The sequence below is a fragment of the uncultured Mobiluncus sp. genome, assembly GCF_902488535.1.
Lineage (GTDB): Bacteria > Actinomycetota > Actinomycetes > Actinomycetales > Actinomycetaceae > Mobiluncus.
Window position 1 is genome coordinate 1 of the sequence record NZ_CABTWO010000021.1, and the last position, 24,148, is coordinate 24,148.

21 protein-coding genes are annotated in these 24,148 nt (G+C 56.6%); 16 read left to right on the plus strand and 5 right to left on the minus strand.

What is annotated here, in order from left to right; all coding sequences use genetic code 11:
- The 5 genes from RDL66_RS07545 to RDL66_RS07565 form a co-directional block, all read left to right on the plus strand.
- Nucleotides 1-1,434, plus strand: a 1,434-nt coding sequence (locus RDL66_RS07545; RefSeq protein WP_308536273.1) for an AAA family ATPase, incomplete at its 5' end; no start/stop codon positions are given.
- Nucleotides 1,431-2,006, plus strand: coding sequence for a GTP cyclohydrolase I FolE (gene folE, locus RDL66_RS07550; protein ID WP_308536274.1), 576 nt, complete (start codon nucleotides 1,431-1,433; stop codon nucleotides 2,004-2,006). The genes RDL66_RS07545 and folE, both read left to right, overlap by 4 nt.
- Before the next feature lie 66 nt (nucleotides 2,007-2,072).
- Nucleotides 2,073-2,963, plus strand: coding sequence for a dihydropteroate synthase (gene folP / locus RDL66_RS07555; protein ID WP_308536305.1), 891 nt, complete (start codon nucleotides 2,073-2,075; stop codon nucleotides 2,961-2,963).
- A gap of 15 nt (nucleotides 2,964-2,978) precedes the next feature.
- Entirely contained in the window at nucleotides 2,979-4,280 is a 1,302-nt protein-coding gene (gene folK / locus RDL66_RS07560) for a 2-amino-4-hydroxy-6-hydroxymethyldihydropteridine diphosphokinase (RefSeq protein ID WP_308536276.1), read from the plus strand.
- Nucleotides 4,280-4,762 carry a DUF3180 domain-containing protein gene (locus RDL66_RS07565; RefSeq protein ID WP_308536277.1) on the plus strand — a complete coding sequence of 161 codons (483 nt, stop codon included), beginning with the start codon at nucleotides 4,280-4,282 and terminating at the stop codon, nucleotides 4,760-4,762. Before folK ends, RDL66_RS07565 begins: the two co-directional genes overlap by 1 nt.
- Before the next feature lie 37 nt (nucleotides 4,763-4,799).
- Here RDL66_RS07565 and RDL66_RS07570 read toward each other — a convergent pair whose 3' ends face one another.
- Nucleotides 4,800-5,309: a hypothetical protein gene (locus tag RDL66_RS07570; protein ID WP_308536278.1), complete on the minus strand. Its 510-nt coding sequence runs from the start codon at nucleotides 5,307-5,309 to the stop codon at nucleotides 4,800-4,802.
- Between the two features lie 84 nt (nucleotides 5,310-5,393).
- On the opposite strand from RDL66_RS07570, the gene RDL66_RS07575 reads away from it, so the two are divergent.
- Both RDL66_RS07575 and disA read left to right on the plus strand, forming a co-directional pair.
- Complete coding sequence (locus tag RDL66_RS07575; protein ID WP_308536279.1) at nucleotides 5,394-6,206, plus strand: hypothetical protein; 813 nt, start codon at nucleotides 5,394-5,396, stop codon at nucleotides 6,204-6,206.
- A 4-nt stretch (nucleotides 6,207-6,210) separates the two neighbouring features.
- A complete protein-coding gene (gene disA / locus RDL66_RS07580) occupies nucleotides 6,211-7,284 on the plus strand; it encodes a DNA integrity scanning diadenylate cyclase DisA (RefSeq protein ID WP_308536280.1) in 1,074 nt (357 codons plus the stop codon).
- Between the two features lie 25 nt (nucleotides 7,285-7,309).
- Here the strand turns inward: disA and RDL66_RS07585 are convergent, their stop codons facing one another.
- Nucleotides 7,310-8,278, minus strand: coding sequence for a DUF808 domain-containing protein (locus RDL66_RS07585; protein WP_308536281.1), 969 nt, complete (start codon nucleotides 8,276-8,278; stop codon nucleotides 7,310-7,312).
- A gap of 100 nt (nucleotides 8,279-8,378) precedes the next feature.
- The gene (locus RDL66_RS07590) at nucleotides 8,379-9,338 is read right to left on the minus strand and encodes a type II CAAX endopeptidase family protein (RefSeq protein ID WP_308536282.1); all 960 of its coding nucleotides are present in this window, start codon (nucleotides 9,336-9,338) and stop codon (nucleotides 8,379-8,381) included.
- A 290-nt stretch (nucleotides 9,339-9,628) separates the two neighbouring features.
- Between RDL66_RS07590 and rpsL the strand changes: the two genes are divergently transcribed.
- The 9 genes from rpsL (at nucleotide 9,629) to RDL66_RS07635 (ending at nucleotide 20,689) form a co-directional block, all read left to right on the plus strand.
- The gene (gene rpsL, locus RDL66_RS07595; RefSeq protein ID WP_004008363.1) at nucleotides 9,629-10,003 is read left to right on the plus strand and encodes a 30S ribosomal protein S12; all 375 of its coding nucleotides are present in this window, start codon (nucleotides 9,629-9,631) and stop codon (nucleotides 10,001-10,003) included.
- A 2-nt stretch (nucleotides 10,004-10,005) separates the two neighbouring features.
- Nucleotides 10,006-10,476 carry a 30S ribosomal protein S7 gene (rpsG, locus tag RDL66_RS07600; protein WP_296179357.1) on the plus strand — a complete coding sequence of 157 codons (471 nt, stop codon included), beginning with the start codon at nucleotides 10,006-10,008 and terminating at the stop codon, nucleotides 10,474-10,476.
- Between the two features lie 100 nt (nucleotides 10,477-10,576).
- On the plus strand, nucleotides 10,577-12,709 hold the full coding sequence (gene fusA / locus RDL66_RS07605; protein ID WP_297722755.1) for an elongation factor G: 2,133 nt from the start codon (nucleotides 10,577-10,579) through the stop codon (nucleotides 12,707-12,709).
- 208 nt (nucleotides 12,710-12,917) lie between these two features.
- Entirely contained in the window at nucleotides 12,918-14,114 is a 1,197-nt protein-coding gene (gene tuf, locus RDL66_RS07610; protein ID WP_299293302.1) for an elongation factor Tu, read from the plus strand.
- A gap of 160 nt (nucleotides 14,115-14,274) precedes the next feature.
- A complete protein-coding gene (locus tag RDL66_RS07615; RefSeq protein ID WP_308536287.1) occupies nucleotides 14,275-15,897 on the plus strand; it encodes an aldehyde dehydrogenase family protein in 1,623 nt (540 codons plus the stop codon).
- A gap of 90 nt (nucleotides 15,898-15,987) precedes the next feature.
- Nucleotides 15,988-17,613 carry an aldehyde dehydrogenase family protein gene (locus RDL66_RS07620; protein WP_308536289.1) on the plus strand — a complete coding sequence of 542 codons (1,626 nt, stop codon included), beginning with the start codon at nucleotides 15,988-15,990 and terminating at the stop codon, nucleotides 17,611-17,613.
- 121 nt (nucleotides 17,614-17,734) lie between these two features.
- The gene (locus RDL66_RS07625; RefSeq protein ID WP_308536291.1) at nucleotides 17,735-18,718 is read left to right on the plus strand and encodes an ABC transporter substrate-binding protein; all 984 of its coding nucleotides are present in this window, start codon (nucleotides 17,735-17,737) and stop codon (nucleotides 18,716-18,718) included.
- A gap of 186 nt (nucleotides 18,719-18,904) precedes the next feature.
- Nucleotides 18,905-19,894 (plus strand): ABC transporter permease, encoded by a 990-nt coding sequence (locus RDL66_RS07630; protein ID WP_308536292.1) that lies wholly within the window; start codon nucleotides 18,905-18,907, stop codon nucleotides 19,892-19,894.
- 3 nt (nucleotides 19,895-19,897) lie between these two features.
- Nucleotides 19,898-20,689 carry an ABC transporter ATP-binding protein gene (locus RDL66_RS07635; protein ID WP_308536293.1) on the plus strand — a complete coding sequence of 264 codons (792 nt, stop codon included), beginning with the start codon at nucleotides 19,898-19,900 and terminating at the stop codon, nucleotides 20,687-20,689.
- Nucleotides 20,690-20,696: 7 nt separating this feature from the next.
- On the opposite strand, the gene RDL66_RS07640 is transcribed toward RDL66_RS07635, so the two are convergent.
- Complete coding sequence (locus RDL66_RS07640) at nucleotides 20,697-21,413, minus strand: response regulator transcription factor (RefSeq protein ID WP_308536295.1); 717 nt, start codon at nucleotides 21,411-21,413, stop codon at nucleotides 20,697-20,699.
- A complete protein-coding gene (locus tag RDL66_RS07645) occupies nucleotides 21,406-24,084 on the minus strand; it encodes a sensor histidine kinase KdpD (protein ID WP_308536296.1) in 2,679 nt (892 codons plus the stop codon). The genes RDL66_RS07640 and RDL66_RS07645 overlap by 8 nt, the downstream gene beginning before the upstream one ends.
- Between the last annotated feature and the right edge of the window lie 64 nt (nucleotides 24,085-24,148).

The window sequence follows — 24,148 nt, forward strand, 5'->3', positions numbered from 1 at the left end:
ATTTTTGTTGACGAGATTGACGCGGTGGGTCGTCATCGTGGCACCGGCTTGGGCGGGGGTCACGATGAACGCGAACAGACTTTGAACCAGCTGCTGGTAGAGATGGATGGATTTGACGAACGCACCAACGTCATCATGATTGCCGCTACCAATCGTGCCGATGTGCTCGATCCGGCCTTGTTGCGTCCCGGTCGTTTTGACCGTCAAGTGGCGGTCGAAGCCCCGGATTTAAAGGGACGCGAAGCGATTCTGGCGGTTCACTCCAAGAACAAGCCCTTGGCTCCCGACGCGGATATGAAATCTCTGGCCAAACGTTCCCCCGGATTCACCGGTGCGGATTTGGCCAATGTTTTGAACGAAGCGGCTTTGCTGGCGGCACGTCACAGTCGGGAAGTCATTACCGCTCACGATCTCGACGAAGCGGTGGATCGGGTTATTGCCGGACCTCAGAAGCATTCCCGGATTATGAACGACCACGACAAGCTGGTCACCGCCTACCACGAGGGTGGCCACGCCTTGTGCGCCGCGGCATCGAACTATTCCGACCCCGTAACGAAAGTGACGATTCTGCCCCGTGGACACGCCTTGGGCTACACCATGGTCATGCCCACCGAGGACCGCTATTCCGAGACCCGTAATCAGCTGTTGGACCAGCTGGTTTACGCTATGGGTGGGCGAGTCGTAGAGGAAATCGTGTTCCAGGACCCCTCTACCGGGGCGTCTAATGACATTGAAAATGCCACCGCTATCGCCCGCAAGATGGTGACCCGCTGGGGCTTGTCGGCCGGGCTGGGGGCGGTTCGTTACGGCAGCTCCCACGATGAACCTTTTGTGGGCATGGATTACGGCAAAGCGCAAGAGTATTCCGATTCCACCGCTCATGCTATCGACGCGGAGGTGCAAAATTTGATGGAAACCGCCACGCGGGAAGCTTGGTCCATCATTACCGAGAATCGTGACATTTTGGATACGCTGGCGCGTCGCTTGCTGGAGGAAGAAACTCTGGACGAAAAAGCCTTGGATGTCATCTTTAAGGATGTTAAGAAAGCACCGCGCCGCACTGTGTGGCAGTCTTATGAAGGGCTAACCTCCCATGACCGCGGACCTATCGAGATTCCTGAAGCCGTGAGGATTCGTAACGCCAAAGCCAGCGCAGAGTCGGGAGAAGGTTTCGCTTTGGATGGTGCCGATCGCCCGTTGGCGGATTCCGGGCTCGGGGGAACCGTGCCGTTTGGTCAGGGGGAAGTGAAGACCGAGGAAAACCCGGCAGGCTCACAACCGGACCCCGCAGCTGCGACTGATTTGAGCCTGCCGATTCCTCCGATTGGGAAGAAACAAGAGGTGCGCATTCTCGACGACACCGACCCGCTGCCTCCGAGCGAAAACCCAAGTGAGGAACCTGCGCCAGCACCTAGTGAGGAAGAAAACGAATGAACGCGACCTATGACTCCGAAGGGGTGACCCGGGCTATCCGGGATCTGTTGGTGGCGGTGGGGGAAGACCCCGACCGTGAGGGCTTGCGCGAAACCCCGGACCGGATGGCCCGCTCTTTTGCGGAGCTGCTGCAAGGCTACCGAGAGGACCCGAAAAAGCATCTGGAGCGAATGTTTCCGGTGGAGCACAACGACCTTGTTTTGGTCAAAGACATCCCGTTCAACTCTATGTGTGAACACCACCTGCTGCCGTTCGTGGGCCTGGCGCACGTGGGCTATATCCCGCAGGGGAAACGGATTACGGGACTGTCCAAGCTGGCGCGGCTGGTGGACGGGTACGCCCACCGTTTGCAGGTGCAAGAACGCCTGACTCAGCAAATCGCTGACGCGGTGTGGCAGGTGCTCCAGCCGCAGGGGGTCATCGTGGTGCTGCAGGCCGAACATATGTGCATGACGGTGCGCGGGGTAAAGAAGCCGGGGGCTCGCACCACGACTTCCGCGGTGCGCGGGGTGATGGAACACTCCAGCACGACTCGTTCTGAAGCGATGAGTCTGATTTTGTCTGCGGACTAGGACGTCGTGGACTCGGTTCGGGTGGTACCCGGGCCGGTTCAGAAAAAAGGGAGAGAGAGGCATATGATGGCTGTTTCAGTCGGGACCCAGCCCGCCCCATCGGCACCAGCGTTGCCGGACTATCTGCACCCCCAGCGCACCCTGGTGATGGGGGTTTTGAACGTAACCCCGAATTCTTTTTCGGACGGCGGAAAATGGTTGGATTCGAGCCAGGCGGTGGCCCACGGCCTGGAAATGATTGAGCAGGGGGCTGACCTGGTTGACGTGGGGGGCGAATCGACCGCGCCGGGTCGCAAACCTGTGGAGGTTGAGGAAGAAATCGCCCGCGTCCTGCCGGTGATTTCGGAGCTAGTTGCGGCCGGCGTGACTGTCTCGGTGGATACCCTGCACGCGAAAACTGCCCAGGCGGCCGCGGAAGCGGGAGCCAGCATCATCAACGATGTCTCGGGCGGAATCGTAGACGACTCCATGTTTGCCACGGTGGCTGAGCTACAGCTGCGCTACCCGCAGCTGAGCTATATTTGCCAGCACTGGCGGGGCAGTCCAGAGAAGGCCAACGAGTTGGCGGTCTATGACGATGTGGCTGGGGAAACCTGGCATGAGGTCGAGGCGCGCCTGGAACTCATGCGCCGCAGCGGTATTGATATGCACCGGGTCATCATCGATCCCGGCCTGGGGTTTTCCAAGGTCGGTGAGCAGGACTGGGAGGTGCTGGCGAACCTAGACGTGTTTTTGCACCGTGGCTACCCGGTGCTTATCGGTCCGTCACGAAAACGATATTTAGCGGATTTGGAGACGGCGGCCAGTGACCGCCATCCTCGCGACGATGCCACCGCGGCAGTTTCCATGTACTGCGCGCTGCACCAGGTTTGGGCGGTGCGCGTACACAACGTGGCTCCGGCAGCGGTGGCTGTCCGGGCGGCGGCTCTCCTCGACGCCCACCATCATCCCTGTTGAGAGGCAGTTTTACAGATGACTTTACACCATGCTCCCGGACCGGATTCTCCACGAGGTGTCCTTGGGCGTTCTGTTGACGTGGTTGACCGTTTGGACGGGCTGGATTCCATCACGCTGCGCGGGATTTTCGCGCGGGGCATTCACGGAGTTTTGGAATCGGAGCATCACGCCCCCCAGGATTTTTCGGTCGACCTAACTCTGTGGTTCGATTCTCGTCGGGCAGCCAGCTCGGATGACGTCGCCCACACCGTCGATTACTCGGTCGTGGCTGAAAAGATTGTCGCGGTCATTGAAGGGAAAAGCGCCTCCCTGATTGAGCGTCTGGCTACACACATCGCCCTGTCTGTGCTGGAGGATTCGCGCATTGCGGCGGTCCAAGTCACCTTGCATAAGCCTCATGCCTGCATGGATGTGCAATTCGAAGACGTGGCGATACGCATCTTGCGCACGCAGGCGGATTTTGCAGCGCACCTAGCTGATTATCCCGCCAACCTGACCTTACGCCCCGAGCAGGCTCGCCCCGCAGTTTTGGCTTTAGGCGCTAACTTGGGCAATCCGCTGGGAACGCTGCGAGAGGTGGTGGCCGCCCTGCAGTCGGCCCCGGAGTTCGAACGGGTGGAGGTTTCGCCCCTAGCTCGGACTCGTCCGGTGCTGCAGCCCGGCGCCGCCCCGCAACCGGATTATTACAACGCGGTGGTGCAAGTGTGGTCACGTTTGTCTGCGGTCGAGTTGTTAAATTTGGCGCATCATCTCGAGGATACCCACGGGCGGGAGCGGCCCTATCGCTGGGCAGCACGGTCTTTGGATGTTGACGTGATTGACGTTGAAGGGGTAACTTCTGACGATTCGCGCCTGACCTTGCCCCACCCGCGGGCCTCCGCACGAGCGTTTGTCTTGGTGCCTTGGTCCCAGCTTGACCCGCACGCGACTCTGGAAGGTCGCTCCGTCTCTCAACTCGCGGCTTGGGCACAGGACGCCAACGGAATCGTGAACCTGTGGACGGATTGGCTGGTGACCGACCCGGAAACGAAGCGGGAACAGAGCGCGCCGGACCTCCCTTCTGCCCCCGATTTCCCGGACGCACCCGAAGGCTCCCCGCTGGGCGAGCCGGAGGGCAGGGATCGGGACGGTTTCGGTCTGCCATCTTGGCAAGCTGCCCTGCCCGGCGCGGACACCCGGCCTCGCGTGGTCGACAACGACACCGAAATCGACATTATTCGTCAAGATTCCACCCCTCCGACCGCGAACTCACTTTCCTTCGTGCGGCCCGCAGTCCCAGCCCCACAGTGGAAGCGTGTCAGGAAGCGGCGGCACTGATGAGCCACACGAAACCCGTCGTACTGGTGCTCCTGACCGTGGTGGTAGGAGCCCTCAGCGCCGCGTTGCTGAACTTTCTGTACAACCAAGGCGCCTCGCTGCCGCGTGACGGTGTGGAGTTTGGCTTGGTCGCCCTGATTATTTCCCTCTTGAGTGCGTGGTTGGCGGCGCACGTTCATAGGCTCAAGAAGCGTCAGGAGACTTGGATGAGTGCGGTGGGGGCCGCTCGGGTGGCGGCGCTGTCTCTCGCCCTGTCGCACACCGGGGCTATATTCCTGGGATATTTCGGGGCGCAGTCCATCTTTATACTGGTGAACTTGGGAAACGATGCTCTGGCAGAGACGCTGTGGAGAAAGATTGTGGCGGTTATCGGCGCGGTATTGATGGTGGTAACCGGGCTGGTTATCGAAAAAATCTGCACTATCGACCCGGAGGATCCGAAATCTCAGTCCTCGTCTGGAGCAACCCCGGAAGCTGCTTAGACAGGCGGGCAACCGCCTCTCGAACCGGCGCTAACAATCAGTTCGTCTGTGCGTCGTCAACCAGGTAACCCGCGGCAAACAGCAGGGAGATAGGGATGGCCTGGCGGGTATGAGCCAGTTTCACCCCGGACAGACGGCGGCGCTCACCCCGGCGAAACAGCCAGAACTCCAGCCAAATACTGCAACCCAGCAATACCGTTCCGAAAGCTCCCAGCAGCATCAACACGCGCCAATCCAGATTCTTGGGATCGAATTTCACGTTGTCGCTGGTCATTTCCCAAGCCTCTTGGTCGGGGCTTTCCGAGGCGATGTCATCGCGTACCGCGGTGACGGTATCCCGTGCCACCAAAGCGGTCAAAGCTGTCAAAGCGGGAATGATGCCCAAGCGCACCAAAGCTCGCGGTTTCTTTTCCGTGAATAGATCCGGAGAGGCGTACCAGGCAAAAGTCAGCAGGGAACCGATGCCGGTGATTGCGAGTTGGTGGGGGGTCACGATCTGGCCACGTGAACCCCTGCCGGAGGACTGGTGCCTTGTCGACGCGCTCATGAAAACTCCTTCGTTTTGACAAAATTCTAGCAACTAACGGCGTGGACTTCCGGGTTTTGCGTTTCTAAGCCGTAACTTAGGAGCATGGTGGACACTGACACAGACAGGCAACGCGCGGATAGACAGCCGCGCTCTACGGTGTCCCGAAACGGCGGGAAAACCGGAGCTGCCACAGCAAGTAAAACACAGTCGGGAACCGCCGGAAAAACAGGGAAAAACCGCGGAAAGCCGCGTCCGCCAAAGTACACGGAAGCCCAAATTCGGCGCAATCGTCTGATTGCCCTAGCGATTGTAATTCTGGCCATCGTGGGAATGGTGCTGATGATTCGCGAGGTCGCGACCGCTTTTACCCGGTGGCAAGCCGCCCAAGCGGCCGAAGCCAAGGCCTATCAGATTCGAATGGAAGAACGCACTTTCCCCGCTCCGCAGCCCTGCCCGGACAAATCCTTGGAAATCACGCTGACCCACCCCAGTGCGGTAATCAATGTCGGGGCCGGGGACCAAGCCGAGATGACCCTGCACAACGCAGGCAAAACTGCTTGTACCGTGATAATTGACCCCGCGAAGGTGGGGATGCAGATTATTTCGGGCAACCAAATCATTTACAACTCGACTAGCTGCCAACCCGCGGATGCCCCGACCCGGCAACTGTTGCTGGACCGAGGCATGACTTGGAAACAGAACCTGAGCTGGGACGGTCTGGTGCATAACGCAGATTGTTCACCCGCCAGCCAGGCTGCCGTGGCGGGGACCTATCGCCTCAACGCGGTGTGGAACGGAGCCGTTAGCGGACCAGAAACAGTATTTGCCCTGCAGGATCCGCCCCCTGCCCCCAGCACTGTTCCGGAAAGCTCGCCGGAAACCAGTCACGAAAACCCCACGAAAACAGTAGGATAAAACCATGAACGACGCGCAGAGATTCCGGGAAGTGATTACCATGCTGGCTCCGGGCACCGAGCTGCGCGATGGACTCGACCGAGTCATCCGGGCTCATGCCGGCGCCTTGGTGGTGTTGGGCTATGAGGACCACATCAGAAGGATTTGTTCCGACGGTTTTGAGTTCGACATTGATTTCTCGGCCACGCGGCTGCGCGAACTGTGCAAAATGGATGGTGCGGTCATTATCGACCCGAACAAATGGCGGATTCGCCGCGCTAACGTCCAGCTGCTTCCTGACCCCTCCATTCCTACCACCGAATCTGGGATGCGCCACCGCACTGCTCACCGTGTCGCGGTGCAAAGCGGCAACCCGGTCATTGCCGTATCGCATTCCCTGCGGGCCATTTCGCTGTATCTGGGCAATAAACGCTATGTGCTGGAAGACCCGGAAACCCTGCTGACCCGTGCGTCTCTGGCGATTGACACCTTGGAAAAATATCGGATTCGTTTGAACGAAGTCTCAGACTCGCTGACCACTATGGAAATCGACGACATGGTTACCGCCCGTGACGTGGCGCTGGTGGTACAGCGTCAAGAAATGGTGCGTCGGGTCGGACACGAAGTGTCGGATATGCTCATTCAGCTGGGCGAACACGGGCGGCTATTGAAAATGCAGCAAGCCGAGCTGATGCGCGGCTTTGCGGTGAACCGTTCCCTGCTGATTCGTGACTACATTCCCGATGAATACTCAGAGGAAAAGGTGGTGAATCGCCTGGGCGAACTGGATGATGCGGAACTGTTGGATTTGAGCCTGGTGGCCCGCATCATCGGGGTGAGCGGAATGGGGTCGGAAATCCTCGAGATTCCTTTGAGTGCCCGCGGTTTGCGTATGTTGGCGCGGATTCCGCGGCTTCCCGCCCATATTGTAGAGGCGATTACGCGCCGGTGGGGGACTTTGTCCGAGCTGCTGGAGGTTTCCACCGAAGAACTGATGGAAATCGAAGGGGTTGGGCCGGGGCGCGCCCAGATTATTCACGACAGTTTGGAACAGGTCGTGGAAAACTCGGCTCTGGAACGGATTGCCTCGCACTCGTAATCCCGCTGTAGCGGGCGGGGCTTCACTAGAGTTCTCCCGGAGGATTTTTCCGCCGGATTCGCTTTACGATGGCGCTAATACCCCAAACCGTTAACGTCACCATGGCACCGAGAACAAACCCTAGCAACATAGCTAATACGGTTTCCGTGAGCCAAGCACCTGCCGCGCTGGCTACCGGTACAGAACTCGCCACCGCGTGGCCACAAGCCTGCATGAATCCAAAAATGAGAGGCATCCCCACTTCAGCTAGTCCACTAAAGAACAGATGTCCTCCCACCCACAACATCGCCGCGACCCCAACTGTGGAAAGAGTCTTGAGGATAGCGGGCATCAGTCGAATCAGCAACCGTCCGATAGCCTGAGAGACCTTGTGGTGGGTGCGGCTCAATGCCAAGCCCACGTCATCCATCTTTACCAGTAGTGCTACCACCCCATAAACCAGCGCCGTAATCAGGATAGCCACCACGATTAGGGCCCCGATTTGCATCGCCAGGCTCTGCGTGCGGACCTCGTTTAGGGCCACCACCATAATTTCGGTGGACAAGATGAGGTCCGTGCGGGTGGCTCCCCGCACGATGCGTTTTTCTTCTTCTGCGGCGTTTGCTGAGGTTGGCGTGTCGTGAGCAGCGCCAGTCTGGTGGTGAAAAATCTGCCCCAAAATTTTTTCGGCACCTTCAAAGCACAAGTATGCCCCTCCCACCATCAAGATGGGGGTCAGAGCGGCGGGCAGAAAATAATTCAACAGCAACGAAACCACCAGGATTACGGCTTTATTGATGATTGAACCGCGGGCAATCTTGGCGATGATCGGAAGTTCTCGCTTCGGGGCGATTTTCGCTACGTACTGGGGAGTGACGGCAGTATCGTCAATCACGACCCCGATGGCCTTACCGCTGGCCCGGGCCGCCACTCCCGTCACATCGTCAAGTGAAGTGGCCGCGGCTTTCGACAAAGCCGCCACGTCGTCTAATAGTGCCAACAACCCTGCAGACAAAAATAACCTCCCCAAATCGGTTTACAGTCTAAACGCAACTGCCCGAAAAAAACGCGACCAGTCCGAGCATTAACCTGTCGAGTTATCCCGTTTAATCCGCTCATTTCTGCGGCAAATCCGGGCGTTCAGGATGGCGGCGCATCTGTAGCACGATGAGCGTCGTAGCGCCCAGGCAAACGATGGCGGTCAGGAAAGAACCCTCCACCCCGACGCTGCCGCCGGTAATCCACTGGGGACCGACAAAGGTACCTTGCAACAGCCCGTGCTGTTCCCCGGTACCGGACACGACCGACCCCCAAAAGGAGCCCTGCATCGCGTTCCATCCAAAATGCAGTCCGATGGGGAACCATAGTCGGTGTTTCCACAGGTAGGCGGCTCCCAGCAGAGGTCCGCCACTGAGGGCCAGGGCGATAACTCCCATTCCCGTCATACCGGGATTCATCAGGTGCAGTCCTCCGAACACCACGGTGGACATGGTGATGGCCCACACCGGCCCCCACGCTCGGTCAAATAGCCGCACCATCACCCCGCGGAACAGCAGCTCTTCCCACACGCAGGACACCAGACCCATAGCTATGCCCAGACCCACGCCGGGTTCGATACTGACCTGGGTCAGCTGCCAATGTCCGCTGGCCCACAGGATTAGCATCGGCAAGCTCACTAGCCCCGCCCCCGTCGCGATTCCCGCCAGGATTTCGGGCAATGCCGGCTTGGTAGCCAGCTCTGTAACCCGACGCTTCGCAAACAAGCCCACCAGGAGGCGGTAGGCGGCAATTTCCGCGACGCACAGAATCAGGCCGCAAAGCCCCAGAGCTAAGGGCGCTTCAAAAATTTTCTGGGGGGAGCTACCGGTGCCCGCCACGGCGCCGTAGACATTCGTTGCCAAACCGATGACCACCAGGTACACCCCAATCAGCGCCATGGGCAGCAAAGTCGCTTGCATCCACACGCCCTTTTCCCCGGCGAGGCGTTCCTTGGCGGCACTTGCGGCCAGAAGGGGACTATCCGCAGCGGGTTCGATGGGCTCGGGGGGCTGAGGTTTGGGCTGGTCTTCACTCACGGTTTCATTTTAGTACAGCCGGGTTTGTCCCGCGCACCGACTGGTTTTGTCGCGGGTTCGCAGTTTTGGTAAGATAGCTCTTTGGTGTCTGTTTTTAGTCACCCAGAGTCGCGCGAAGAAACTCGTGCGAACAGCGGGCTCGCTCCGTTCGAGCTCCGGACGCAACCTGAAATGTCGTTCTTGAACCAAGGACCCAAAGGAAGGCGGACCGGCCCCCGGACGGTACAGCTATGTCCGCGGGGCGGCTACAAAGCCTTAGATTCCAAGCAAATTCAAGAAACGGAGTTACTGTGCCTACTATTGAACAACTTGTCCACCAAGGACGTACCAGCAAGCGCACGAAGTCCAAGACCCCGGCCTTGGCAGGCTCTCCGCAGCGTCGTGGCGTGTGCACTCGTGTGTACACCACCACCCCGAAGAAGCCGAACTCGGCTCTGCGCAAGGTCGCTCGTGTGCGTCTTTCTTCCGGCATCGAAGTCAGCGCCTACATTCCTGGCGTTGGCCACAACCTTCAGGAACACTCCATCGTGCTGGTGCGCGGTGGCCGTGTGAAGGACCTCCCGGGTGTGCGCTACCACATCGTGCGCGGCGCTCTCGATACCCAGGGTGTGCGCGACCGTAAACAGGGTCGCTCCAAGTACGGCGCTAAGAAGGAGAAGAAGTAAGAATGCCTCGTAAAGGACCGGCGCCTAAGCGCCCACTCATTGCTGACCCGGTGTACAACTCTCCGCTGGTCACCCAGCTCGTCAATCGCGTCCTGTTGGACGGGAAAAAGTCTGTGGCTCAGAGCATCGTCTATGGTGCGCTGCAAGGTGTGGCTCACAAGACCGAGCAGGACCCCATCGTGGTGCTCAAGCGCGCTATGGAGAATATTCGTCCGCACTTGGAGGTTCGTTCCCGTCGTGTCGGTGGGGCAACCTACCAGGTTCCGGTGGAAGTCAAAGCCTCTCGCGCGACCACTTTGGCGCTGCGTTGGCTGGTGGATTTCTCCCGTCAGCGTCGTGAAAAGACCATGACCGAACGGCTCATGAACGAAATTTTGGATGCTTCCAACGGCTTGGGTGCCGCGGTGAAGCGCCGTGAGGACGTTCACAAGATGGCTGAAGCTAACCGCGCCTTTGCCCACTACCGCTGGTAGTCGCGGGGCAGTCGATGCCTGTAAGTTCCGGATGTAAACCCGCACCGAGTGACTTATAGAATTACTAAGAAATAACAAATACTAACGAAGGGACACGCCCGTGGCACTTGACGTGCTAACTGACCTTAAGAAGGTCCGCAACATTGGCATCATGGCACACATCGATGCTGGTAAGACGACCACGACGGAACGCATCCTGTTCTACACCGGTATCAACTACAAAATCGGTGAAACGCACGATGGCGCTTCGACTATGGACTGGATGGAACAGGAACAAGAACGCGGTATCACCATTACCTCCGCGGCTACGACCTGTTTTTGGAACAACAATCAAATCAACATCATCGACACTCCCGGACACGTGGACTTCACCGTTGAGGTGGAACGTTCCCTGCGCGTCTTGGACGGAGCGGTAGCGGTGTTTGACGGTAAGGAAGGCGTGGAACCGCAGTCCGAAACCGTGTGGCGCCAGGCTGACAAGTACAACGTGCCGCGTATCTGCTTCATCAACAAGATGGACAAGCTGGGTGCGGACTTCGACTTTTCGGTTCAGACCATCATTGACCGCTTGGGGGCTCGTCCGGTAGTGATGACTTTCCCGATGGGTGCGGAATCCGACTTTGTCGGTGTCGTCGACGTTTTGCGTCAGCAAGCCGTGTACTTCCCTGAGAAAGACGCTGACGGTAACGAAACCAAGGGCGCCGTTGTCGAGTACAAAGATATTCCCGCGGAATACCAGGAAAAGGCCGCCAAGTACCTTGAGACCGCTACCGAAGAGGCCGCTGAGGCCAGCGACGAGCTGATGGAGGCCTACCTCGAGAACGGTGAGCTGAGCGTTGACCAGATTAAGCAAGGAATCCGGGCGCGCACCGTCCGTTCCGAGATTTATCCGGTCTATGGCGGCTCCGCTTTTAAGAACAAGGGCGTGCAGCCCTGCTTGGACGGGGTCATCGACTACCTGCCCTGCCCGCTGGATGTTGAGGAGGTTCGCGGTTTCCGTCCCGGTCACGAGGAGGAAGGCGAAACCGAATCCCGCAAGCCCGACGAGAACGAGCCCTTTGCTGCTTTGGCTTTCAAGGTGGCCGTGCACCCGTTCTACGGCAAGCTGACCTACGTGCGTGTGTACTCCGGGAAGGCCGAGCAAGGCACCCAGATTTACAACTCCACTAAGGGAAAGAAAGAGCGCGTGGGCAAGCTGTTCCAGATGCACTCCAACCACGAGAATCCGGTGGAAGTTGCGCACGCTGGTCACATCTATGCCTTTATTGGTTTGAAAGAGACCACCACCGGCGACACGCTGTGTGCTATCGACAAGCCGATTGTGCTGGAATCCATGACCTTCCCCGAACCCGTGATTCACGTGGCGGTGGAACCGAAGTCAAAGGCCGACCAGGAAAAGATGGGCATCGCCATTCAGAAACTGGCCGAGGAAGACCCGACCTTTACCGTGCGTCTGGACGAGGAAACCGGACAGACCGTTATCGGCGGTATGGGCGAGTTGCACTTGGACATCATCGTGGACCGGATGAAGCGCGAGTTCAAGGTGGAAGCTAACGTCGGCAAACCCATGGTGGCTTACCGTGAGACCATCAAGAAGAAGGTCGAGAAGGTCGAATACACCCACAAGAAACAGACCGGTGGTTCCGGCCAGTTCGCGAAGGTGCTGGTCACGTTCGAGCCGTTGAGCGAGGAAGAACGGGCCGAGGGCAACACCTACGCCTTCGAAGACAAGGTCACCGGGGGTCGTGTTCCGCGCGAATACATTCCTTCCGTTGACGCAGGCATTCGCGAGGCTATGGAATCCGGCGTTTTGGCTGGATACCCGATGGTGGACGTGAAAGCAACGTTGGAGGACGGCGCTTACCACGAAGTCGACTCCTCGGAAATGGCTTTCAAGATTGCCGGCAACATGGTGTTCAAGGAAGGCGCCAAGAAGGCGAATCCCGTCATCTTGGAACCCATCATGGATGTGGAAGTCCGTACTCCTGAGGAGTACATGGGCGATGTCATCGGCGACCTGAACTCCCGCCGTGGCAACATTGCTTCCATGAATGACGGCCAGGGCGTGAAGGTTATTCGTGCCAAGGTGCCGTTGTCAGAAATGTTTGGTTACATCGGCGACCTGCGTTCCAAGACGCAGGGTCGTGCGGTGTTCACCATGCAGTTCGATTCCTACGCCGAGGTTCCGCGTTCGATTTCCGAAGAAATCATCGCCAATAACCGCGGTGCATAAGGGTTCTTTTCCTATTCACAGTGTTCCCGGCGCGTTTGCCGGGTGCGTCCCGAAGGGCGCCGGGGACACTTCAGGAAAAAGCCGCAAAATCAGCAAGAAGAAAAATCAAGAAAAACCCAGGTAGGAAAATCCGTAAGATAGTGGTAATCTGACATCTGCTTATTTATTACGGAGCAAAACTACCTAAAGTCCAGGAGGAAAGAAAGAAGTGGCACAAGGCACTTATACTCATGACAAGCCGCACGTTAACGTCGGCACCATTGGTCACGTTGACCACGGCAAGACTACTTTGACTGCAGCTATCACCAAGGTGTTGGCTGAGAAGTATCCGGATTTGCCCGCAAACAAGTTCACCCCCTTCGATCAGGTGGATAACGCTCCTGAGGAACGTCAGCGCGGCATCACCATCAACGTTTCTCACGTTGAATACGAAACCCCCAACCGTCACTACGCTCACGTAGACGCCCCTGGCCACGCCGACTACATCAAGAACATGATTACCGGCGCTGCGCAGATGGACGGCGCTATCCTCGTGGTGGCTGCCACTGATGGCCCGATGGCTCAGACCAAAGAGCACATCCTGTTGGCCAAGCAGGTCGGCGTGCCCTCCATCCTGGTCGCTCTGAACAAGTGCGATTCCTCGGATGTGGACGAAGACATGCTGGAAATCGTGGAGGACGAGATTCGCGATGACCTGGAGAAGCAAGGCTTCGATCGGGACTGCCCGATTATCCACGTGTCCGCTCTGAAGGCTCTGGAAGGCGACGCCGAGTGGACCAAGAAGATTGAAGAGCTCATGGAGGCGGTTGACACCTACATTCCTGAGCCCGTTCGCGACCTCGACAAGCCGTTCTTGATGCCTATCGAAGACGTATTCACCATTACCGGCCGCGGCACCGTGGTAACCGGTCGTGTGGAGCGCGGCAAGTTGCCGTTGAACGCCGAAGTCGAAATCGTGGGTATTCGTCCTACGCAAAAGACCACCGTCACCGGTATTGAGATGTTCCACAAGTCCATGGACGAGGCCTACGCCGGCGAGAACTGTGGTCTGTTGCTGCGCGGCACCAAGCGTGAAGAGGTTGAGCGCGGCCAGGTTGTCTGCATTCCCGGTTCCGTGACCCCGCACACCAAGTTCGAGGGCAAGGTCTACATCTTGAAGAAGGACGAAGGCGGACGTCACAAGTCCTTCTACGATGGCTACCGCCCGCAGTTCTTCTTCCGCACCACCGACGTGACCGGTGTTATCCACCTGCCGGAAGGCACCGAGATGGTTATGCCTGGCGATACCACTGAAATCAGCGTGGAGCTGATTCAGCCTATCGCTATGGAAGAAGGCCTCGGCTTCGCTATCCGTGAAGGCGGCCGTACCGTTGGTTCCGGCAAGGTAACCAAGATCAACTCGTAATCACCTGCGGTTAATAACTCGGCAGTGGGCAGGAAACTTCGGTTTCCTGCCCACCCCGCTTTAAACCTAAACCTTGGCAAAGGCCATACTGGCTTTCCGCCTTAGCTATAATTCAAAGAGCTATTCGTAACTTACGGTCGACTTACGGAGAGGGGTCGCGGTGCATTCAGATGTCTTGGATGACAGATTCTTTGCCACCTTGGCAGAATTCTTGTCCTGGATGCACGGTCCTCGCAAGGACGTGGTCGATGTTGAATCCGGACGGTTACTGACCCGGGTCGCTACGGCTTCTCCAGAAGATGCCCAGGAGTCTCTGATGACTGTGCAGGCGGCACAGGTGGTCTGGACAGAAATGGGCCCCTATGGGCGCGCCAAAGTTTTAGCTCGTTTTTCCCAGTCAGTGTGGAAATTCCAAAACGAAATGGTTGCCCTGGCTCAGATGCTCAGCGGCAAGTCACTGATTGACGCCCACGAAGAATTCCTCGACGTTCTGTCTACCGCGCAAAACATCAAATTTTGCAGCCGTAAGCTGGGCAAACGCAGGGCCGGCCGAGGAGTGCTGCCTGGTTCGCGGTGGCGTGTTCACCACGGGCCTTTGGGTACAGTAGGGATTTTCACCTCGCCTGACTGGCCGCTCTCTTCTGTCAACGATGTTCTGCAGGCGATTGCGGCAGGCAATGCGGTGGTCAACTTTGTGACTCCCCAGGCGGCCTTGGGTGCCGTACTGATGCACGCCATGCTGGTGGATGCGGGGATGCCTTACGGCTTGTGGAAAATCATTCCGGACGCCACTTCAAAAGCGGGGCGCGCCGTTATTCCTGGTCTGGATATGGTTTCGGTTCTGGGTTCGGAAAAGCTAGGACGCAGGATTTCGAGAGTTTGCCAGGAATACCGGGTGCCTTTCAAAGGTTTCCTGCAAGTTCTCAACGTGGGGGTAATTTGCGATGATTGCCGTTTTGATCATGCGGTCCGGGCGATGGCCCGCGCTGGTTTCCAACATGCGGGACAAACCGTCAACAGTGCCGAGGTCATCTGGGTAGAGGAATCGATTTTTGATTACTTTAAACTTGCTTTGAAAGATTTTGTGTCTGACCAGGTCACTATTGGTTCTCTGGATTCTGCTGACACCACCTTGGGTTCTATGCTGACCCCGCAGCGAGCGCAAACCATTCAAGAACTTGTGGACGACGCGGTCCAGCGCGGAGCCGAGTTAGTCTTAGGCGGCAGCACCGCCCCAGACTTGGGACCGTCCTTCTTTGAACCGACCATCCTCGCCAGAGTGCCGCAAGACGCCGCAATCTGTGAGAGTGAAGTGCACGGCCCCCTCATCTATCTACAGCCTTTCCAAGACCTAACAGAAGTGTCGCGTTTCTTGGGTACCTCTCGGCACAGTTACTGTATCTATCTGTACACCGGATCCGAGTTCACGATGCGCGATTTCATCCACGCGGCTGACGGCGCAGCGGTAGTCATCAACGACTCCTACATGAGTTTGTATTCGACGTGGCAAGCCCCGATTCAAGGTATCAGGAGTACCGGGTCTGGCATCCGTCACGGGGTAGAGTCGATTCTGCAGTACTCCCGCATTCAATCCGTGGCGAGGCAGGAAGGTCATCCCTGGATTTCAAACGACCTCCAGCCGGGGAACCGGATGGAACGGTGGAGCTTTTTCTCCAGCCGTGCCGCGGTAATCGCCTCGATTCTGTTCACGGATACCGTGTTTGCTTATGCGTGGCGCAATATGTGGCACCACATTAAGGATCGGATTCACGGCCCGGTTTAGAACCTCTGCTGTTCCGCCGCGCGCCGAATGGTGACGATTCCGGGCTAGCTTGGGAAATGAAACAGTAGACTACACGAGGAAGGAGGAGACATGGAATACCCCAAGGGCATCGACGACAAGTTCATGACAGCCCTGCTCATTGCCGGGCGCGGCGAGAGCGGTGCCGACGCTCCGGTGTATAACGTCCAGACGTGGGAACCCTTCGGAACCCTGCATTGCTCCACCTTCTCTGATGGGGAACAATCCGTGCTCCGGGCTCATGCCGTGAGCGAGCAGTGGTCACAAGAGAGCATTTACACACGTTCGCGCATTCTGTACCGATTTTTGAAACGAGTTGTACGCCATTACGAACCGATTATCGGGCTCAATCAGCTGTTGAGTGGGAAATCCTGGCTGGATGCATCCTCAGAGTATTTTTACATGATTACCCAGGTACGCGGCATAAAGCGGAATTTGAAGTATCTGGGGAAACCACGTCGGGGTGCGGGGGCGGTACCCCGGTCAACCTATCGAATCTGGTGCCGCCCGGTGGGGGTAGTGGGAATGTTCACTTCCGCGGACAACCCAATTTCGATGGTCTGCGATATTTTGAATCCCATCATGGCTGGCAATGCGGTGGTCAACTTTGTGACTCCCCAGGCGACTCTGGGAGCCTTATTGATGAAAGCAGTGCTGGTGGACGCGGGGATGCCGGCGGACGTGTGGCGCATTGTGGTCTCGGAATCTTCGCAGTTCGGGATGAAGTTCATTCCTGCCCTTGACTATGTCACGGCCATCGGGCCGAACCGGATGTGTCAACGAATCTCGATGGAGTGTGCACGCCACTCGGTGCCCATATCTTGCTTTGGAGCGGTCAAAAAAATCGCGTTGGTGATGGAGGACGCAAAATTGTGGGACGCGGCGAAAGCCTGCGCCCGATCGGCTTTCCTGAGTGCTGGTCAATCCACAAACTCTATCGAGGTTATTTTTGTGCATGAAGCGGTGCGCGAACCGTTTGAACAGATGATGGTGCAATACACCCAGGAACAAATCCGGGTTGGCCGATATACCAATCCACACGCCACTATGGGTTCCATGATGTACCCCGACCGGGTCAAGAATTGTGAAAAAGTATTGAAACTGGCTCGCGATAATGGTGCCCGGGTGCTGATGGGTTCCCATCCGCGTCCCGAGATTAGCCCGACTTTCTTTGAACCGACCATCGTGGCGGATTTACCTCCGGATCTAAACCTGTTGGAAACGGAAGTGTATGGGCCGGTGGTGGCACTGCTGCCTTTTAAAGACATTACGAATGTGGTACGCCTGGTGACGGGGTCACGAGTCATTGACTCCGCCGCCGTCTTTACTCGCGACATCGATTTCGTGCGCAATCTGATTGACAATGCAGAGTTCGCCACGGTCTGCGTCAACGACACGTATTTCTCTATGGATATGTCGTGGAAAGCGCCGATTCAGGGTAAAGGCGAAAGCGGTCAGGGAATTCGTCACGGCATGGAAGCGATTTTGCAATATACGCAAGTCTTTTCGGCCGCGCGTTTGAAAGGTATTTCCTGGGTGCCCAAGGACTGGCGCTCCGGGAACTGGACGGAACGCTTGACCTTCGCTTTTATGGGGTTTTATTCTTGGATGTCACATAACGTGACCGACACGGTGGTGGCGGATGGAATCAGGGCTATGTTCCGGTGGATGCGAGACCGATTCGTCGGCCCAGTGTAATTTTTGTTTTCTGGTCAGGTTCCCGCCGACTCCGCTGTTCGATATATGAGACGAGTTTTTTTCAAAAGGTGAATAGCGCTATGGTGAGTTTCAATATTCACCAAAACGAAGGATTTTCCTGATGCGTAGAATAATTGCCTCAATAGTTGTCGGTATGGCCGCTTTGGCGTTGGCAGGTTGCTCATCTTCAGACGGGGCCAAGGGAGGTGCTGCCAGCGGCGATGGCAAATACAAAGTCGCTATTGCCCAGTACGCCAGTTTCCCGCCCTTGGACGAGGCGGTAGCCGGATTTAAAGCCGCTTTGAGTGAAGCTGGATTGGATGTCACCTATGACACTTCCAATGCCCAAGGGGATCAGACCAACGTGAACTCCGTCGCTTCCAAGTACGCTGCGGGCGATTATGATTTGGTGTTTGCTATCGCCACCCCCATGGCTCAGTCCATTGCCCAAAACGTGGTCGATACCCCGGTACTGTTCACCGCGGTGACAGACCCGGTGGCCGCGGAGCTAGTGAAGTCTAACGAAGAGCCTGGTTCCAATGTGACCGGCACCATGGATATGAATCCGGTAGCTAAGCAGATTGACCTGGTTAAACAGGTGATTCCCGATGCTCACAAGGTGGGCATTATCTATTCCTCCGGGGAGGTAAACTCGCAGGTACAAGTCAAATTGGCCAAAGCGGAAGCTAAGAAACAAGGGTTGGAAGTGGTGGAAAAAACCATCACCAATACCGCCGAAGTTCAGCAGGCCGCTCAGACCCTGACCGGTGTCGATGCCATTTTCATTCCTACCGATAACACCGTGGTAGCCGCGTTGGATTCCGTGCTGCAGGTGGCGGAGGAAAAGGGCATCCTTACGGTGGCTGGTGAGTCCAGTTCGGTCAGTAACGGTGCGGCTTTGACGCTAGGTCTCGATTACAAGACCCTCGGACATCAGACCGGAGAAATGGCGATAAAAATCTTGAAGGGCGAGGCTAAACCCGAGACTATGCCGGTGGAAGCCCAAAAGACGCCGTTGCTGGTGGTGAACCCGGAGGCCGCTCAGAAGCAGGGACACCCACTCCCGGCCAACTTGCTGGATAAGGCCGACAAGGTTGTCAAGTAACCACAGTGTCTAGACAAAAGCCCATCCTGCCTAAAAGCGGGGTGGGCTTTTGCGATGTCGGAAAGGCGCAGGTTTCCGCGGCCCTATTTTGGCTGGGGTGTCAGGCTCGTGTTTTAATTAGTGGGTGAGCGACCCCGAGAACCTAACCGGGGAACCTTGGGAATACACGTAAGGATTTGAAAAAATATGATTGGTGCGGTGGAGCTGGGCCTCATTTACGGATTGATGGCCTTGGGGGTGTACCTCACATTTAGAATCCTCGATTTCGCCGATTTGACGATTGATTCGAGTTTTACCACCGGAGCGGCAGCTTGCGCGGTAGTTATCCTCGGTGGAGGCAGCCCGTGGCTGGGGACCTTGGCAGGATTCGTGGTGGGACTGATTGCCGGGTTTATTACCGGCTTACTGAACACGGCTGGGAAAATTCACCCTCTGCTGGCGGGGATTTTGACCCAGATTGGTTTGTATTCGGTGAACCTGCGCATCATGGGTAAATCCAACCTGCCGTTTCGGCGTGAAGAATCTCTGTTTACGCCGCTGCGGGAGGCGAATCTGGTGGGGACGTGGGTCAGCGTAGCGATTCTGCTGGCGGTCCTGCTGGTAGCCTGCGGGGTAGTCGTGTGGTTCCTGTCCACCAATCTGGGTTTGGCTTTGCGCGCCACTGGCGACAACGAAGAAATGGCGCGTGCCCAAGGGGTGAACACCGACTTGGCCAAACTGGTCGGCTTGGCACTGTCTAACGGCTTGGTGGCGCTGTCCGGTTCCCTCATCGCCCAATATCAAGGTTTTGCGGATATTTCTATGGGTATCGGGCTGATTATTGCCGGTCTAGCCTCGGTTATTATCGGCACCGCGGTCATTCCCACCGGACGCATCTGGATGGCCGTGTTGGCAGTGGTGGGCGGCTCTGTCGTGTACCGCGTCATTATTCAAGCCGCCTTGATGATTCCGGGGTTCAACCCCAACGACATGAAACTGTTGAGTGCCATCATTGTGGTGGTGTTCCTTATCGCCCCACGGTGGAAAGGCTTTCTCTCGTGGCAAAAGAACCATCCCATTGCGGAGTTCTCCGGGGTGCAGCCCTGGGACACGGCCGACGCTGAGGAGCTTGACTCCGGCGATACCCGCCCGGCGGATAAACATATCACCAAACGGACCCGACGGAAGGGGCTGTGAACCATGCTAGAACTTTCGCATATTTCCAAGGCGTTTTTCCGTCACACCGTTAACGAAAAAATTGCTCTGCGTGACATCTCCCTGCAGTTAGACGAGGGCGACTTTGTTACCGTCATCGGTTCCAACGGAGCGGGCAAATCGACCTTGCTGAACATTGTCTCGGGACGCTACCGCCCGGACTTGGGACAGATACATATTGACGGACACGATGTGACGCGCAAACCTGACTACAAAGTGGCGCGTTACGTGGGACGCGTGTTCCAAGACCCGATGGCGGGAACCTGCCCACACATGACTATTGAAGAGAACTTGGCGATTGCCTGGGCGCGCACGCACGGGCACGGGCTGGGACTCGGGGTGACAAAGGCACGCAAGGCACAGTTCCGCGATGAGCTCAAGGTTTTGGAACAAGGCCTGGAAAATCGCCTGACAGCCCGCGTGGGTTTGCTCTCCGGCGGGCAGCGTCAAGCGCTGTCCCTGGTGATGGCCGTGTTCACTCAGCCGAAGATTTTGCTGTTGGACGAACACACGGCGGCTTTGGATCCGGCGCGTGCCGAGTTGATTACCCGCTTGACCCAAGAGCTGGTGGCGCGCCACGGACTGACCACCCTGATGGTGACCCACAACATGGAACAAGCACTGCACTTGGGCAACCGCCTCATCATGATGCATGAGGGCGAGGTCATTATGGAACTGAGCGGGAAAGACAAGGAAAACGCGACTGTGGACGACCTGCTGGCCCAATTCGCCAAGTTCAAAGGCGCGGCGCTATCTGACCGGACCATGCTGGCTTAGCGCTCGGCTAGCTGCCTGATGGCGGGGGTTCTTGACGAATCATCCGGTACCCAACCCGGACATGGGTCTGGATATATTGGGGTTTCTCAGGATTACTCTCGATTTTCTTGCGCAAAGTGGCCATGAACACCCGTAAGGACACAATGTCAGAAGGCAAAGCGTTTCCCCAAATTTCTTTCAAAATAAAGTTGTGGGTCAAGACCTTGCCGGTGTGCTTTGCCAGCAGACGCAACAGCTTGTACTCAATCGGGGTCAAGTGCAGTTCCGTGCCCTGAAAACTCGCGGTTCCTGCCACGTAGTCAATCTGCAGCTCGCCGTTTTCATAAGTACTGACTTCAGCAGTGGGGGATTCCCCCGCGTGGCTGCGCCGCAGGGAAACACGCAACCGCGCTAGAAACTCCTCCACGCTAAAAGGCTTGGTGAGGTAGTCATCTGCTCCCGCGTCCAGGGCTTCCACTTTGTCTTGGTCTTCAGTGCGGGCGCTTACCACAATAATCGGCACGCTACTCCAACCCCGGATTGTGTGGATGACCTCCACACCCTCTATGTCCGGCAGGCCCAAATCAAGAATAATGACATCGGGAGAAAATGAGGCGGATTCCTCAATAGCAGAAGCGCCGCTGCTGGCAGCACGGTACTGGTAGTTTTGAGAATTCAACGTGGTGCGCATCAGATTGGTAATGGCGGGGTCGTCCTCCACCACGAGAATTTTCGGCTTACTCATGCTGAACTGAAACCTCCTCTAGGGGTAGTGTAAAGGAAAACACAGCTCCATGAGGGGTGTTGTCGCACACGGTAATGGTGCCTTCGTGGGCTTCCACTATGGATTTGCACAGGCTCAATCCCAGACCCAAGCCGCGGCGGCTGTCGGCTGCTGGTGAATCCTCGCTCACGATATAGAACATATCGAACAGATGCTGCTTTGCCGATTCCGGTATGCCGGGGCCATCATCGGCAATTGTTACCCGCACTCTCGCTCCGTCTCTCCTAGCCGACAAGGTGATGTGGGAACCTCGCGGAGTGTATTTAATGGCATTATTAACGATATTGATTATGACCTGGATGACCAGTCGGGCATCAATATTTGCCAGGAGCATATCATCCGCGAGTTTCACGCTGATGTGATGCTCCGCAGATCGGCGATCAACGTGGGACAGAGCTTCTCGAAACACGTCATCGATGAGTTCAACGCTCATATTAAGCTGCATCGAGCCGTTTTCAATCTTGGTGGTCGACAAGAGATTCTCCGTGAGGTTAATCAACCACATGGAATCGTCATAGATAGAGTTATAGATTTCACGCTTCGTCTCCTCGTCGACCGTGATACGCGTATCCAGCAATACCCCGGCATTGCCGCTGATGCTCGTCAAGGGGGTAAAGAGGTCGTGAGAGATGGCGCGCAACAGGTTAGACCGCAGTTGTTCGCGTTGTTTCTCGAGCTCAGCAGCTTGTTTTTCGTCGCGCAGCCGCCTGCGTTCAAGAATCAAACCGCAACCTTCCAACATGGCAATCATGAGGTTTTTCTCGAAAGCATCCAAGTGGGGATAGAACTGGAAAGGAATCCCAACTATAGCCATAGACCCCTGATTGCCGCGCACTGCGAGGTACATATTCTTGGCATTGGTCAGAGTGGTGGTTGTCGCTCCGGCGTGTTTGCCGTTTTTCGCCACCCAATCTGCCACCGCAAGTTCTTCTTGATTAATGGTTCGGTACAAGCTCTGGGCTTCAGAAGCTGGAACAACCTGGAAAGACATCTTGTCATCCCTTCCTAAAAGGGCGTAGAGAATCGGTCGATCCAACAGGTTGCTCAACTGGGTGGCGGCGATCTTCAGTATGTCCGACTCGTCTTTGCCTTGCTGCATGAGCTGGTTGCCATTCATTAGGAGCTCCATGGAATACGCCTTTTGCGCCGACTGGCGAGCTTGGCGTTTCACCCGGGTAGCGAGGGAAGTTGCAATCAAACTAGCAATCAACATTACGATGAAAGTGATGGGATAGTTGGGGTCAATAGCGGAAAGGGAGAAACGAGGAACTGTGAAAAAGAAGTTGAATGCCACCACGCTGAGCAGAGAGACGATGATGCCATAGAGATAGCCATTCGTCCACACTCCAGTGAGGAGCACGCCGAGGAGATAGGTGGTGATAATGCTCGCCTCACGCAATCCCGCATCGTACATGGCGAAACTGATGGCAGTGGCGAGGACAAGAATCCCCACGGACTTAGCAGTGTCCGGCCAGGAAAAAGTCATCTTGGGTTGTTTCACGAAGCGGCTGCGTTTCCGATAGCGCATATGCACCTCGGGGATAATGTAAATATCCACGTTTTCGAGCAAATGCGTCAGTTTATCGATAAGGGTTTTTCCTGAAAACGGCGAGGTAGTGTGGTTGGTGTGTCCCAGTACAATCTTGGTGATTCCGGATATTTTCGCGTACTCGGCAATCTGCGAGGCAAGATCCTCCCCGTAGACCGTGGCGATTCGCGCCCCCAACTGTTCGGCCAGGCGAATATTGCTCTGCAGCCGTTTCAAATCTTCGCCCTTGAGAACTTTAGATTCGGCTGTTTCGACATAGAGGGCGGTGAATCCGCTGTGAAACGCTTCGGACATTCTGGCGGCAGTGCGGATTACAGTCGGGTTCGTCGGTGAACTGGATAGACAGGTCAGGATGTGTTCGGAGGCTTTCATGGCGGTTTCGTTGTCGGTTTTCTGAGCTTGGAGGCTCAGCCGGTCAGCAGTGCGCCGCATGGCAATCTCGCGCAGTGCGCTCAAGTTGTCTCGCGTGAAGAAGTTATCGAGTGCAGCAGCGGCCTGCTGTTGGCGATACACCTTGCCGGTTTGGAGTCGGGTTATCAAATCATCGGGTTCTATATCCACCAGCTCGATCTGAGCTGCGGAGTCAAAAATAAAATCTGGGACGCGTTCACTCACCTGAATGTGGGTAATCTGGGCGACGAGGTCATTCAATGATTCCAAATGTTGGACATTTACTGTCGTAAAGACATCAATACCGGCGCGAAGCAGTTCCTCGACATCCTGGTATCGCTTGAGATGGCGGGACTGAGGGGCGTTGGAATGAGCCAACTCGTCCACGAGAATAATCTGGGGGCGGCGTTGAAGCGCTGCGTCCAAGTCAAACTCGTGCAAATCCGTGCCCCGGTAGGTCATGCTTCGGGTGGGAATCTGTTCCAAACCACCTAAAAGAGCCAGGGTGTCAGGCCTAGTGTGACGCTCTACGTATCCCACCACCACATCAACGCCGCTGGTCTGTGCTTGGTGTGCCGACTCTAACATAGCGTAGGTTTTTCCCACTCCGGCGGCGTAACCGAAGAATATCTTGAGTTCACCCCGGCGCGGGTGAGAGCTTTCGGGAGGAAAGGACGTTTCGTAATTATTCAACTCGACACACTTTCTTTAGTGATGCCAGTCTAACACGGCTGAGATTGGTGAAACATTAATAAAG